This window comes from Rahnella sp. PD12R, assembly GCF_019200965.1.
Lineage (GTDB): Bacteria > Pseudomonadota > Gammaproteobacteria > Enterobacterales > Enterobacteriaceae > Rahnella > Rahnella laticis.
This window is the reverse complement of sequence record NZ_JAHTMS010000001.1, coordinates 440,461-455,410: the sequence shown is the minus strand read 5'-3', so window position 1 is coordinate 455,410 and position 14,950 is coordinate 440,461. Positions and strand designations below refer to the sequence as shown.

Here is a 14,950-nt window from a genome sequence, read left to right as displayed (position 1 = left end):
CAGCCCTGTTTCCCCGCGCCCAATCTCTCTGTAACCTTGATAGGTTCTGTAAACTGCATTGATAATCGTTATCATTTCTTTTATTGTTAGCCCCACTTCAGGGAAACGTAAAGGAATCGGAAGAAGATGAATTATCAGCAGAATTTTATCAGTACGCTGTTCAGCAAACGAATTGCTGGCGGATTATTAGGATGCACCCTTGGCATGTTGAGCCTGAGCGCTCAGGCGGTGACGGTCACGGATATTGCCGGAAGAACGGTCACGGTGCCGGATGACGTCCAGCGTGTAGTGCTGGGAGAAGGGCGGTTGTTCTTTGCCGTTTCCCTGCTCGAAGGCCAGAAGCCGTTTGACCGCATTGCGGGCTGGCAGGGCGATTTCCGTAAGCTGGATCCGCAAACGTACGCGACGTATCAGGCTAAATTCCCGCAGATCGACAAAATCCCGCTGATTGGTAACACCAGCGCTGACAGCATCAGTCCCGAAAAAGTGCTGACGCTCAATCCGCAGTTAGCGATTTTTGGTTTGTCGGGCCACGGGCCGGGCAAAGAAAGTGCGCTGGTGACACAGTTGCAGAAAGCCGGTGTGCCGGTGGTCTTTGTGGATTTCCGCACGTCGCCGCTGAAAAATACGCTGCCGAGCATGGAATTGCTGGGCAAAGTGCTGAACCGCGAAAAACAGGCGCAGGACTATATCCGCTTTTATCAGGACAACATCAAACGCGTCACGGATGTGACGAAAGACATTCCTGAGCAGGATAAACCGAAAGTCTTTATCGAATTACGCGCTTCCACCGCGGATGAATGTTGCCGTTCTGCCGGTAAAGGCAACATGGGTGATTTCATCGATCAGGCGGGTGGGGTTAATATTGCCAAACCGTTGCTGCCGGGGCCGCTGGGTCTGGTCAATCTCGAAAAAGTGATTGCGGCGCAGCCGGATGTTTATCTGGTCAGCGGCGGCGGGAAACCGGCGAAAGCGGGTGATCCTGCGCCAGCCGGGTTAGTGCTCGGCGCACAAACCACGCCGGAAGAAGCACGTGCCAGCCTGACGCCGCTCTTGCAGCGTAAAGGCATCAGCACGTTGAAAGCCGTGGAAGATGGCCGCAGTTCTGGCATCTGGCACAATTATTACAATTCGCCGTATAACGTGCTGGCCGTGCAGGTCTTTGCCAAAGCATTTTATCCGGAGAAGTTTGCGGATTTGGATCCGCAGGAAACGCAGAAACAACTCTATAAGCAGTTCCTTGCCGTGGAACCGACAGGCACTTACTGGACGGATGCGGTTAAACCGGAAAGCGGCAAGTAATTCCGCCGTCAGTTTTTACGTTAAAGAGACAGAAGCGAATCATGAGTACAACGACCGAACCCGCGCTGGCGGTGAAAGCCATTACCGACAACAGCGTGATGGGGCGATACCAGAATATCGTCCGCCGCCGTCTGTTAATCATGCTGGTCCTGGTGCTGGCGATTATCGTCTCACTGGTGATTGATTTCATTATGGGGCCGTCGGGGTTGTCACTCGGTACGCTGTGGAAAACGCTGTTCGATGCGGCAGCGGCAGATCCGGGCACGCGGGTGATTGTGTGGGATATCCGCATGCCTTACGCGCTGATGGCAGTGGCGGTGGGGATGTCTCTGGGGCTGGCGGGTGCAGAAATGCAAACCATCCTGAACAACCCGCTGGCCAGCCCGTTTACGCTCGGAGTTTCTTCTGCGGCGGCGTTCGGCGCGGCACTGGCTATCGTGCTGGGTATCGGCATTCCGGGGATCCCGGATCAATGGTTTATCTCCGCGAACGCCTTTATCTTTGCGCTGCTCGCCGCGCTGATGCTTGACGGCATCACCCGCTGGACGCGCGTCGCCAGCTCCGGCGTGGTGCTGTTTGGTATCGCGCTGGTCTTTACCTTCAACGCACTGGTTTCCCTGATGCAGTTCATCGCCACCGAAGACACCTTACAGGGCTTAGTTTTCTGGACGATGGGCAGCCTGGCGCGTGCGTCGTGGGTGAAACTGGGCGTGATGCTGCTGGCGTTTCTGATTCTGCTGCCGTGGTCGATGATGAGCGCGTGGAAGCTGACCGCACTGCGTCTGGGTGAAGATCGCGCGGTGAGTTTTGGTATCGACGTGCGTCGTTTACGTCTGGGCACGTTGCTGCGTATCAGTATTCTTTCCGCGCTGGCGGTGGCGTTTGTCGGGCCGATTGGTTTTATCGGGCTGGTCGCGCCGCACATTGCGCGCCTGATGTTTGGTGAAGATCACCGTTTCTATCTGCCGGCGAGCGCGCTGATTGGTGCGCTGGTGCTGTCGATGGCGTCGGTCGCGTCTAAAAATCTGGTGCCGGGCGTCATTATTCCTGTCGGTATCGTGACCTCGCTGGTCGGCGTGCCGTTCTTCCTCAGCATTATTCTTCGCCACAGGGGGAACGTCTGATGTCAGCGATGCTCGAAACCGATCCGCAAACGTTGCTCAATGCCGCCACGCAGGGGCTGCAAATCCGCGATTTCAACGCCGGTTATCCGAAGCGCCCTGTGATCCGCAACCTGAACGTACCGATGTTGCCGCGCGGGAAAATCACCGTGCTGCTCGGGCCGAACGGCAGCGGGAAATCCACCTTACTGCGTTCGCTGGCCGGGCTTAACCGGGCGGAAGGACAGTTGCTGCTCGACGGTCACGACTTAATGCCGATGCCGTTTGCCCGCCGTGCGGAGCAGGTGGTGTATCTGCCGCAAACGCTGCCAGCCGGTGTACATCTGCATGTGCTGGAATCCATTATCGTGGCGCAGCGTGCGTCCGGCGGTAAAGGAAAAGCCTCTGAAGGCACGGACAGCGTGATGGCGCTGCTGCGTCAGCTTGGTATTGAACATCTGGCGCTGAGTTATCTGGATCAGCTTTCCGGCGGGCAGAAACAGCTGGTCGGGCTGGCGCAATCGCTGATCCGCCAGCCATCGCTGCTGCTGCTGGATGAACCGCTCAGCGCGCTCGATCTGAACTACCAGTTTCACGTGATGGATCTGGTGCGCAAGGAAACGCAAAAACGCAATATCGTGACCGTGGTGGTGGTCCATGACATCAATATCGCGCTGCGCCACGGCGACCGCGTGCTGATGCTCAAGGACGGTAATCTGATTGCTGACGGCGAGCCGGAAGCGGTGATCACCCCGGAAAGTCTTGCGCGCGTTTACGGCGTGCGCGGGAGAATTGAACGCTGCTCGCAGGGAACGCCGCAGATCCTCATCGACGGACTGGTCAGCGACCCTTCGATTTAAGTTCTGACGAAATAAAAACGGACGCAGCCAACGCAGCGGCGTCCGCCTTTCACATTGTGAGCCTGAAACTAATAAAAACATCCTGATAAACCGGGCGGGTTTGTTCGCGCCGCGTTTACCGGTTTGACGGAATTTAATTACAACGTCCCGCACCGGCGGGGTTGTTTTATCTCATGGAGAGAATAAATGGTTAAGGTCAAATTTACACCGGCGATCAAAGCCGGGCTGCTCGCTCAGTTGTTTGCCGCCGCGTGTCCTGCGATGGCAGAAGATGTTTCTGAAGTGAAAGAAAAAGAAGACCAGATGGTGGTGACGGCTTCCGCCATCCAGCAAAACCTCAAAGATGCGCCAGCCAGTATCAGCGTCATCACCCGCGAAGACCTGCAAAAAAAACCGGTTCAGAACCTGAAAGATGTTCTGAAAGATGTGCCGGGCGTGCAAATCACCAATGAAAGCGACAACCGTCAGGGCGTCAGTATCCGCGGGCTGGGCAGCGGTTACACCCTGATTCTGGTTGACGGCAAACGCGTGAATTCCCGCAACGCCGTATTCCGCCATAACGATTTCGATTTAAGCTGGATCCCAGCGGAATCAATCGAACGTATCGAAGTGGTGCGCGGGCCGATGTCCTCACTTTATGGTTCCGATGCGCTGGGCGGCGTGGTTAATATCATCACCCGCAAAGTTGGCACCGCGTGGCACGGCACATTGAGCGCGGACACCACGGTTCAGGAACACCGCGATCGCGGCGACAGCGGCAACGGAAATTTCTTCGCCAGCGGCCCGCTGGTTGACGATCTGCTCGGCGTAAAAGTCTACGGCGCGCTAGGTAAACGTGAGAAAGATCAGGCCAGCTCCGCCAGCGGCAGCACCGGCCAGCCACGCATTGAAGGCTACACGTCGCGCAACGCCAATGTGGAATTCTCACTGACGCCAACCGAAGATCAGGATATGACGTTCGGCTACGGTATGGATCGTCAGGACAGAGATTCCGACACGCTGGATAAAAACCGCATTGAGCGCGAAAACTACTCGCTGGGCCATAACGGGCGCTGGGGGCTGGCGAATACTGAACTGCGTTTCTACGGTGAAAATATCGAGAACAAAAACGCTGAAACCATCACCTCGAAGAATAATTCCCTCGACGGCAAAGTCGTGATCCCGCTGGGGGATTACAACCAGTTCCTGACGTTTGGCGGTGAATACCGTAACGATAAACTCGAAGATGGCGTCAACATGAAGAGCGGCGGCAGCACGCAGGCCAATCAGTACGCGCTGTTCCTCGAAGACGAATGGCGTATTTTCGAAAGCCTCGCGCTGACCGGCGGCGTGCGCATGGACGACCATGAAAACTACGGCGTCAACTGGAGCCCGCGTGCGTACCTGGTCTACAACGCCACCGACACCGTTACGCTAAAAGGCGGCTGGGCATCGGCCTTCAAAGCGCCGTCCCTGTTACAGCTCAGCCCGGACTGGCAAAGTGCTTCCTGCCGCGGCAGTTGTAATGTGGTGGGCAGCAAAGACCTGAAAGCAGAAACCAGCGAAAGCGTGGAATTCGGCATGTACTACGCCGGTCAGGAAGGCTGGCTGGAAGATGTGAGCGCCAGCGCCACGGTTTTCCAGAACGATATCGACGACATGATCACCGTTATCCGCACCGCCAACCGCAATCTGGCGCCGACCTACGCGAACTTTGTCGGCTTTGACGCCAGCGGTAATCCGATCTTCCGTTACTACAACGTCAATAAAGCCCGCATCCGTGGCCTTGAAACCGAAGTCAGCCTGCCGGTCACCGACGTGCTGAACCTGAAGCTGAACTACACCTACAACGACGCGCGCGACCTGAGCAACGGCGGAAATAAACCGTTGTCCGAACTACCATTCCACACCAGTAATGCCACGCTGGACTGGAAACCGTGGGATGCCTGGAGTTTCTACGTTTCCGCCAACTATAAAGGCAAAAGCCGCACTGTCACCGACGGTAACGCCACGCCGGGCGGATACACCGTCTGGAACACTGGCGGTTCGTATCAGGTGAATAAAGCCGTGAAACTGCGGGCCGGGGTGCTGAACCTGACGGATAAAGACCTGAACCGGGATGACTACAGTTATAACGAGGACGGACGCCGGTACTTTGCGGCTATCGACTACAGTTTCTGATTGCAGGAGGCCGCTGCAAAAGCGGCTTTTTTCTCGCTTGCAGCGAGGGGCTGATTGAGGATATTTCGGTTTTTCAATTGCATTGATCGCTTAACTCAGGTCAAGACCTTGGGTTGCCACCCAAACCGGCCTCAAGGGTGGTCTGTCGCCACCCCCCTTGAGAATCCCGGGCTCTTTAACTGCGCGCTACCGCTCGCTGGCTATGTTTCAGCAACTCCGCTAGTGCCGCAAACGCCGCCGCTGCGCGGTCCTTTCGCTTCGGGCTCGAACCTGCTCGAAAAAAGACTCTCGCTGTTTCTCACCACTCCCTCAACGTCGTTTTGAAAGCGGCCGGAAGCTTATCTAAATTCAAAAACAGGCTGGTTTTAATCTTTTACAAAGGCAATCTGGCGCGCTCAGAAATTTTGCTGACCGAGGGTTCGAGACCGCAAGGCTCGAAGCCCTCGAGGAAGGTACCGCGCAGCGGCAAGATTTCGCGCCACACGCGGAAGTCGCAGAACATGTCCGTCGCCCCAGCGAAAGCGCTTGTTTTTAAAAAGACGTGGAGAGTCCAGAGAGGGCCCGTCCTGGCCCTCTCTGGTCGGTTTCGGTACAAGCCGCCGAGCGATCACTGCAATTGAGAAACCGAAATCTTCTCGATCCAACCCCCACGGCGAGTGATAAACCGAAACCTTCTCGGTCAGCGATAAACCAAGTTATCTTCGATCTGAGCTTCCGGTGGAACCGGAAAAGTTTGACAGCTTTCTAAAAGCGATCACTTCCCGCTCCACGCCTTCAGGTTCTGCTCTCTGACAGATAATTTCGCTTCCGGCGACAACTTGTTGTAATCCTTCGCCAGACCGCTCTCCCAGTCGCCGTACAGCGGGTTCGGCAGAACGATATATTGGGTGCCGAACTGCTGATGGTTCTGGTTTACGAAGGCGCGGCGCTGTTCATTGTTCTGATGATAAGTGGCGGATCCGAAGTCATTCAGATTATCGCCCACGTATAAGACAACGTGATAACCGGCGGCTTTGACGGCGTCAAAACGAGCCTGTTTGTTGGAGGTATCGGAGCTCAGTAACACGGTTTTGTCGTTGGCACCCGTGAAGCCCAGGCGGTTCATATTATCGACGGTCGCGGCGTATTCACTGGTTTTGCGGTTTGATACATAGAACATTGTGCCGCCGTGGGTATTCACGTAGTTGGCGAATTCAACTGCGCCCGGAACGGCGGTTGCCTGACGGGCTGCCGTCCATTGTGACCAGGTTTTGCTGTCGAACGGTTGGTTCGCTTTGACCTGCCACGCGCTGTAAGCGCTGTTATCAAGCATAGTTTCATCAAGATCGACGATGACGGCTTTCTTTTGTCCCGCCAGTGGCTTGGCCTGGTCATACGCCATTTTTGCGGTGTTAAATGCCTGATAAGCCAGCGCCTGATATTCACCGGATTGCTGGAACCAGTTCAGCGCCATTACCGACTGATCGTTCAGTTTCTGCTGGGCATCCGGCTTTTGCTGCGCGCAGCCGGTGAGAGCCAGCATCATCAACGCACTGGTGGTGCAAAGCGAAATTTTATTCATTAGTCATCCCTATGCTTGTTAAGAAAGATTCGCATTCATGAAAATCGTTAAAACTGTAGCAGATTCAGCGAGGTGTGGAAGAGTTTATGACGATTAACGCGAGGCGTGCCGGAAAATGGCAGAAATGAAAAAAGCCGGAGGGTGAGTCCGGCCGAAAAAAATCAAAGACAGAGAAATAACAATGAGGGAGGATATTTGACTTAAATCAGAACTGATAAACCAGACCGACAGCCGTCACGTCGTCGTTATTCAGAGCCAATTTATTGTCGTCAGACAGTTGGTTGATTTTATAATCAACATACGCGGACATGTTTTTGTTGAAATAATAAGTTGCCGCTACGTCAACATATTTAACCAGGTCTGCATCGCCGATGTTTTCAATATCTTTTGCTTTAGTCTGAACATAACCCAGTGACGGACGCAGGCCATTTTCAAACTGATATTGTGCAACAGCTTCGAAAGTTTGTGTTTTATTAGCAAAACCGCTGCCAGCGGGTGCGCCAGCAATACCGCCAGGCACGGTAATAGCGATCATATTACGAGTTTCAGCATACATAGCGGCTAAATAAACACCGTTTGCATCGTATTTCATGCCGCCGGTCCAGGCGTCTGCTTTATCGCCTTTACCGTAAGTAGAATTGCTCTGGCCGGTTGTGCGGTCAGAAGAAGCATAAGCACCACCGAAGCTCACGCCGGTATCACCCAGTGCGTAAGTGGTCGACAGGGCATAGCCGTCACCGTTTGCGGTGCTGCTGCTGCGGCCGTCGTTTTCGTTTTTACCCTGGTACTGAACGGCAACGTTCAGACCATCAACCAGGCCGAAGAAGCCGCGGTTACGGTAGGTTGCCACGCCGTTGGTGCGGCCAGTCATGAAGCGGTCAGCTTTGGTGTAACCGTCGCCGCCGAACTCAGGGAACATATCGGTCCAGGCTTCAACATCGTACAGTGCGCCGTAGTTACGGCCATAGTCGATGGAACCGTATTGGCCGAATTTCAAACCTGCAAAGCCCAGACGGGTTTTAGTACCGGTCGTGCTTGGCGTTTTGCTGTCAGATTCAGCGTGGTTAGCCATCACGTTGTATTCCCACTGGCCGTAACCGGTGATCAGATCATTAATTTGTGTCTGGCCTTTAAAACCGAAACGAATGTAACTCTGGTCACCGTCATTGCTGGCAGAATCAGAGAAATAATGCAGCCCTTTAACTTTACCGTACAGATCCAGTTTATTACCGTCTTTATTATAAACTTCCGCTGCGTGAGCTCCTGATGCAATCAGTAAACCAGGAATTAAAAGTGCCAAAATATTACGTTTCATGAATTTGTACCCTGCATTTTTTATTAAAAGCTTTTCTGGAAAGCTTTATATGAAGTCTTGTGGAAAGACGCTAATCATCATTTTTGCTATTCATTCCGCATTGGCTGGGAATTTTCTTAGCGAGGATTTTTTACCGTAGATTTGTGATCAATTTATGACAATCAGAAATGAACTTTTCTTTTTTTTACAAGTCCTCCACTTTTTATGCCGAATTATAAGGCGAATTTGGTCGTGATTTCGGGCTGCGCCGCAGGCGGGTCTGTGTGACAATAGACCCCAACATTCCTGTCCCGACGTACAAAAAAGAGATGCATGGCGCTTTCCCCCGCAGTAAAAAATCAGATAAGCCAGTGGTATAAAGCCCTGCAACAGCAAATTCCGGATTTCATTCCCCGTGCTCCGCAACGCGAGATGATTGCGGAGGTGGCGAAAGTTTTCTCCGGTGATTCTGCCCGGCATCTGGCCATCGAGGCGCCGACCGGCGTCGGGAAAACGCTGTCCTATCTCATCCCTGGCATTGCCGTCAGTCGTGAAGAAGAAAAGCCGCTGATTGTCAGCACGGCCAACGTGGCGCTGCAGGATCAGATTTTCAGTAAAGATTTACCGCTGCTGAAAAAAATCATTCCCGACCTGAAATTTACCGGCGCTTTCGGGCGCGGGCGCTATGTTTGCCCGCGCAATCTGGCGGCGATGAGCAATGAAAACGCGCAAGGCGATCTGGGATTATTTCTCGGCGATGAACTTGCGCCTTCCAGCGGTGAAGAACAGAAACTGTCAAAAACGCTGGAAACTGCGCTCTCACGTTACGAGTGGGACGGTTTGCGCGATCACTACCAGAAAACCATCGACGATCCGTTGTGGATAAAAATAAGCACCGATAAAGCCAATTGCCTGAGCCGTAACTGTCACTATTTTCGCGAATGCCCGTATTTTGTGGCGCGAAAAGAGATTGAAAGCGCCGATGTGGTGGTCACCAACCATGCGCTGGTGATGGCGGCGCTGGAATCCGAATCCGTGCTTCCGCCGGCCAAAGATTTGCTGCTGGTGCTCGACGAAGGCCACCATCTGCCGGAAGTCGCACGCGATGCGCTGGAAGTGGACGCCGAAATTACGGCCGTCTGGAACCACCTGCAACTGGACAATTTTGTGCGCCAGATTGAGCAGTGTCTGGCGCTGTTTACACCGAAAAATCCGCCGCCGCTGACCAATCCCGAGCGCCTGCAAAATCACTGCGCGGAGATGCGCGAGCTGCTGTTGCTGATTGAGCAATCGGTGAGCCAGTATCTGCCGCCGGACCAGCCGGAAGCCGAGTACCGTTTTGAGCTGGGCGCGTTGCCGCCTGAACTGACGGAGCAATGCAGCCGTCTGTTTAAGCTGACCGACGGGCTGCGCAGTCTGGCGGAATTCATGGTGAACGATCTCAGCGAAAAAACCGGCAAGCACGACATCATGCGTCTGCACCGGGCGATTTTGCACATGAGCCGCATGCAGGGTTATCTCGAAACCATGAGCAAACTGTGGCGGCTGGCGGCGCTGGATAAAGCGTCAAACGCGCCAATCGGCAAGTGGGTGACGCGTACATATTTTGATAACCAGACGCATCTGGTGTTTCACTGCGCGGGTATCCGCGTCAGCGAACAGTTGGAAAAAATGCTGTGGCGCAAGGTGCCGCACGTGGTGGTGACGTCCGCAACGTTGCGTTCGCTCAACAGTTTCTCGCGCATTCAGGAAATGAGCGGGCTGAACGAAAAAGCGGGCGACCGTTTTGTCAGCCTCGATTCCCCGTTTAATCACGTGACGCAGGGGAAACTGGTGATCCCGCAAATGACGCTTGAGCCGGTTCTGGCGAACGAAGCGGCGCATTTGCAGGAGATGGCAGATTTCTTCCGCACGGAGCTGGCGAAAGGAAAACATACCGGTCAGCTGGTGTTGTTCGCCAGTAACCGCGCCTTGCAACAGTTCGTCTCACTGCTGCCGGATCTGCGTCTGATGCTGCTGGTACAGGGCGATCAGCCGCGCTATCGTCTGGTCGAGGAGCACCGCAAACGTGTTTCTGCGGGCACCACCAGCGTGCTGATTGGCCTGCAATCCTTCGCCGAAGGACTGGATCTGAAAGGCGAATTGCTGACGCAGGTGCATATTCATAAAATTGCGTTCCCGCCGGTGGACAGCCCGGTGATTCTGACGGAAGGCGAATGGTTGAAAACGCTGAAGCGTTACCCGTTTGAAGTGCAAAGTCTGCCGAGCGCGTCTTTCAACCTGATCCAGCAGGTCGGGCGATTGATCCGCAGCCATGAATGCACCGGTGAAATCGTGATTTATGACCGCCGCTTGCTGACCAAAAGCTACGGTTCGCGCCTGCTGGCGGCTTTGCCGGTGTTCCCGATTGAGCAACCTGAAATGCCTGCGCCGGGGTCGGTGAAGCGTCCGGATCTCCTTAAAACCGCGAAAAAAGAGCCCGCTCGTCGCCGTACGCGCCGCCGGTGACTTTTCTCGCAGAGTCTTGTTTACCCTGAATAAGCAGTTGAACTGATAAGGTAACGGTACGATGGATTACACCAAACTCATCAAAGAAGTCGGACGCGGAAAAAACCATGCCCGCGATCTGGACCGGGAGCAGTCGCACGCGCTGTATCGCGAAATCCTCGCCGGTGACGTACCTGATTTACAGCTCGGCGCGTTGCTGATTGCGTTCCGTATCAAAGGCGAAGCCGAAGAAGAAATGCTCGGTTTTTACAGCGCGATGGAAGAGTTTGTGATGCGCCTTCAGGCACCGGAAAATCGCCCGCTGCCGGTGGTGATCCCGACCTATAACGGTGCGCGGAAACAGGCGAACCTCACGCCTCTGCTGGCGATTCTGCTCAGCCGTCTGGGTTTACCGGTGCTGGTTCACGGTGTAGACGAAGACCCGACGCGTATCACCAGCGCCGAGATTTTCCGCGCGCTGGGTATCGAAGCCGCCCGGTCTCAGGAACAAGCCCAGCAGCAACTTGACGCAGGCAACGCGCCGGTATTTGTGCCGGTTTCCGTTTTGTGTCCGCCCATTGAAAAACAGCTGGCCCTGCGCTGGCAGATGGGCGTTCGAAACAGCAGCCATACACTGGCAAAACTCATCACGCCATTTATCGGGCAGGATTCACTGCGTTTATCCAGCGTTTCTCACCCGGAATACGTGCAGCGCGTTTCCTCATTTTTCCGCCAGATCGATGGCCGCGGTCTGCTCACGCAAGGCACCGAAGGCGAAGTGTACGCTAACCCGCAACGTTTCCCGCAGACGCACTTTATCGCCGGTGGTGAACAAAGCGTTCTGGCTGAAAAACAGGAATTTACGGATGCCGTTATCCCGGCCTCAAAAGACGTCGCAGCGACAGTGGCTTTCATCAACGAGTGTCTGAACGGCGAGCGTGATATCCCGCAGGCGATCCTGATTCAGCTCGCGTGTTGTCTGGTGGGGAGTGGCGTTTCGGGGGATTTAGCGGAAGCGATGATGATCATAGAACAGGTGTTTTAATCCCAGACCGGGGATTAGAGGCGGTTTTTCATGCGCGGTGATCGCTCGGCTCAGGTCAACACCTTGGGTTGCCACCCAAACGGGCCTCAAGGAGCGCCTATCGCCGCGCCCCTTGAGAATCCCGGGCTCTTAAACTGCGCGCTGCCGCTGGGACGATGGACATGTTCAGCTGCTCCAGCATGTGGCGCAAATCCAGGCACTTCGTGCTGCCTTCACTCGGTCTTCGAGCCATAGGTCTCGAAGACGCTCCGTTCAGCTGGATTTTGAGCGCGCCATCTCACCATTTTGAAAGACCCCACAAAATTGCCTTTGAATTACATAGCCAGTGGCCGCTTTCAGAAAGCTTGCCGAGCGAAGTGTTTCGAGACCAATGGCTCGAAACCGAGTAAGGGAACCGCGCAGCGGCAAGTTTTCGCGGCAATAGCTGTGGTACCTGAAACATAGCCGGCGAGCGGTAGCGCGCAGTTAAAAAAACGCAGGATTCCAAAGGGTTTCGTTTAAAACCCTTTGGGCCAGTTTGGGCGGCGAGCCCAAGGTCTTGCCGGTTTGGGTGGCAACCCAAGGTTTTGACCTGAGCCAAGCGATCACCGCCATTGAGAAACCGAAACTTTCTCGATCCGCTGTAAGCCCCCTCCCTGCAAGTGAGAAAACCGCCCCGGATATCCGGTCTGATATCCCAAAACTCCTCTTACCCTGTTCAAATGTGTGGTTAAAAGCTAAAATAGGGCATGTGTGAAATTTATTTCATGATTTTAATGGCTTTTTTAAAAGCATAACCTGAGGTTTTAGTTATGGAAACGTTACCAAGTTGCCCGACATGTAAATCTGAATTCACCTGGCAGGACGGTGAAATGCTCAATTGCCCTGAATGTGGACATGTCTGGGCACTGGCCGGTGATGCGGCGGGTGATGACGATACGCTGAAGGTCGTGGATGCCAACGGTAATCTGCTGGCGGACGGTGATTCCGTCACGGTAATCAAAGACCTGAAAGTGAAGGGCAGTTCTTCCATGCTGAAGATCGGCACCAAAGTGAAAGGCATCCGTCTGGTTGAAGGCGATCACAATATCGACTGCAAAATTGACGGTTTTGGGCAGATGAAACTCAAATCTGAGTTTGTTAAGAAAAACTAATCCCAAATTCTGAAGCCTGCCCGCATTCAGCGGTTTTGCCGTATCGACAGAACCGCTGACTGAACATACACTCAATGTAAAATCTCTTTAACATTCAGCAGAGAAGATTACATGAAACAGGCTCAGGACTATTTTAACGCCCTCAATCACGACTACCTCGAAGTCCACCGGAACAAAGAAAATCTGTTCTGGCAAAACTATATGGGCACCGGCGATGAAAATGTCTCCAGTGCTTTCTCCGCCGCCGAAACGGCTTATAAACGCTTTATCTCCGAACCGACCCGTCCCGCGCAGCTGCGTGAGGCCATCGCACGTCTCGAAAAACAAACGCCGGATGCAGAACGTGATGCGCTGCTGCACGGCCTTCGCGGCTGGCTGAGTTTCTTCGACTGCAACGTCATCGAAGACCCTGAAGCGCTGGCGCTGCTCGATGAAATCATTCAGGCGGAATCCGCGCTGTTTGGCAAACGTAAGCAGTACCGCATGACGCACATCAACAGCAAAGGCGAGCGCGTCAATGCCTCGCTGGGCGAGCTGCTGACCAATCAGGCGAATAACGAAAATGAAGCGTACCGCCGCAGTTCGCAAAACGCCTTACGTGAGCTGGAAGAGTGGCTGCTGCATAACGGCTTGCCGCAGCTGATCAGCCTGCGTAACCGCTTTGCGCGTCAGCTGGGTTATCGCAATTACTTCGATTACAAGGTGAATAAAACCGAGCGCATGTCGCCGGAACAGCTATTCGCCATCCTTGACCGGTTCGAAGAGCAGACGCGTGAGAGCAACACGCGCAGCCTGAATGAGCTGGTTGCCCGCGAAGGCGACGCTGCGCTGTTGCCGTGGAATATCCGCTTCGCCAGCGCCGGTGACGTGACCCGTCAGCTGGATCCTTATTTCCCGTTTGCCGATTCCCTGCGCCGCTGGATTGACAGCTTTAAGCGCCTGAACATCGGTTTCAACGGCGCGGAAATGCAGCTGGATTTACTGGTGCGTGAAGGCAAATACGAGAATGGTTTTATGCACGGGCCGGTGCCGCCGTTTTATGACAATGGTAAATGGATCCCTGCGGTGATCAACTTCACCAGCCTGGCAAAGCCGGATCAGATTGGCAGCGGTGGAAGCGGGCTGAATACGTTGTTCCACGAAGGCGGCCACGCGGCACACTTTGCCAATATCCGCCAGAATGCGCCATGCTTCTCGCAGGAATTCCCGCCGACGTCCATGGCTTACGCCGAAACGCAGTCGATGTTCTGCGACAGCCTGCTGGAAGACGCAGACTGGCTGAAACGTTATGCGAAAAATACGGCGGATGAGCCGGTGCCGGATGAACTGATCCGCGCCAGTATCGAAGCCCGCCAGCCAATGCGCTCTTTTAACGAGCGCCATATTCTGCTGGTGCCGTATTTCGAATGGCAGCTTTATCAGTGGCCGGATGAAAAACGCACGCCTGAAGCCATGATAGCGCTGGCGCGTGACGTCGAAACGCATATTCTCGGCGTGACCGGCAGCCCGCGTCCGACGCTGGCGATCCCGCATTTACTGTCGATGGAATCCGCCTGTTCTTATCAGGGCTACCTGCTGGCGCTGATGGCCGTCGAACAAACGCGTGCGTTCTTCCTCAAACGTGACGGCTATCTGACCGATAACCCTGCGATTGGCCCGGATCTGGCGAAGCATTACTGGACGCCTGGCAACAGCGTCAGCCACGACGATACCTTGCGCAGCCTGACCGGCGAGGGCTTCAATCCGGATTATCTGGCGCAGGCGTGTAATCAGACGGTAGACGCCGCGTGGGAAGATGCGCAGCGCACGATTGAGAAGGCTTCTGAGCGTGAACAGCCGGAAGCCAGTTTCGATCTCAACGTGCATATTCGCGTGGTAGACGGGAAACGCATCCTGGCTGACAGCGCCGACGGCGATGAGGCAATGTGTCAGGATTTCGCGGATTTTGTCGATCAGAATTACGGTTCGAAATAACCGCGTCGTAGCGTAAAAAACCGCCATCCGGTGC

General features: G+C 54.5%; 10 protein-coding genes. 8 read left to right on the top strand and 2 right to left on the bottom strand.

From position 1 onward, the window contains the following. The first annotated feature begins 126 nt into the window (after positions 1 to 126). From KWG64_RS02150 to cirA, 4 genes are all read left to right on the top strand, one after another. Complete coding sequence (locus KWG64_RS02150) at positions 127 to 1,302, top strand: ABC transporter substrate-binding protein (protein ID WP_218520777.1); 1,176 nt, start codon at positions 127 to 129, stop codon at positions 1,300 to 1,302. A 41-nt stretch (positions 1,303 to 1,343) separates the two neighbouring features. Then, on the top strand, positions 1,344 to 2,426 hold the full coding sequence (locus KWG64_RS02145; protein ID WP_218520776.1) for an iron ABC transporter permease: 1,083 nt from the start codon (positions 1,344 to 1,346) through the stop codon (positions 2,424 to 2,426). Continuing rightward, positions 2,426 to 3,262 (top strand): ABC transporter ATP-binding protein, encoded by an 837-nt coding sequence (locus KWG64_RS02140; RefSeq protein ID WP_104921353.1) that lies wholly within the window; start codon positions 2,426 to 2,428, stop codon positions 3,260 to 3,262. Before KWG64_RS02145 ends, KWG64_RS02140 begins: the two co-directional genes overlap by 1 nt. Positions 3,263 to 3,448: 186 nt before the next feature. After that, positions 3,449 to 5,422 carry a catecholate siderophore receptor CirA gene (gene cirA / locus KWG64_RS02135; protein ID WP_218520775.1) on the top strand — a complete coding sequence of 658 codons (1,974 nt, stop codon included), beginning with the start codon at positions 3,449 to 3,451 and terminating at the stop codon, positions 5,420 to 5,422. Positions 5,423 to 6,176: 754 nt separating this feature from the next. Here the strand turns inward: cirA and KWG64_RS02130 are convergent. Both KWG64_RS02130 and ompC read right to left on the bottom strand, forming a co-directional pair. Further along, complete coding sequence (locus tag KWG64_RS02130; RefSeq protein WP_218520774.1) at positions 6,177 to 6,983, bottom strand: 5'-nucleotidase, lipoprotein e(P4) family; 807 nt, start codon at positions 6,981 to 6,983, stop codon at positions 6,177 to 6,179. A 205-nt stretch (positions 6,984 to 7,188) separates the two neighbouring features. Then, positions 7,189 to 8,298 carry a porin OmpC gene (gene ompC, locus KWG64_RS02125; RefSeq protein ID WP_195812893.1) on the bottom strand — a complete coding sequence of 370 codons (1,110 nt, stop codon included), beginning with the start codon at positions 8,296 to 8,298 and terminating at the stop codon, positions 7,189 to 7,191. Positions 8,299 to 8,610: 312 nt separating this feature from the next. Here ompC and dinG point away from each other — a divergent pair, with 312 nt between their 5' ends. The 4 genes from dinG to KWG64_RS02105 all read left to right on the top strand — a co-directional run bounded on the left by dinG (position 8,611) and on the right by KWG64_RS02105 (position 14,916). Next, a complete protein-coding gene (gene dinG / locus KWG64_RS02120) occupies positions 8,611 to 10,785 on the top strand; it encodes an ATP-dependent DNA helicase DinG (RefSeq protein WP_195812892.1) in 2,175 nt (724 codons plus the stop codon). 61 nt (positions 10,786 to 10,846) lie between these two features. Next, positions 10,847 to 11,809, top strand: a complete 963-nt coding sequence (gene ybiB / locus KWG64_RS02115; RefSeq protein ID WP_218520773.1) for a DNA-binding protein YbiB — start codon at positions 10,847 to 10,849, stop codon at positions 11,807 to 11,809. A gap of 791 nt (positions 11,810 to 12,600) precedes the next feature. Further along, on the top strand, positions 12,601 to 12,942 hold the full coding sequence (locus tag KWG64_RS02110; RefSeq protein WP_104921359.1) for a zinc ribbon domain-containing protein YjdM: 342 nt from the start codon (positions 12,601 to 12,603) through the stop codon (positions 12,940 to 12,942). A gap of 111 nt (positions 12,943 to 13,053) precedes the next feature. Beyond that, positions 13,054 to 14,916, top strand: coding sequence for a M3 family metallopeptidase (locus tag KWG64_RS02105; RefSeq protein WP_218520772.1), 1,863 nt, complete (start codon positions 13,054 to 13,056; stop codon positions 14,914 to 14,916). Positions 14,917 to 14,950 lie beyond the last annotated feature (34 nt).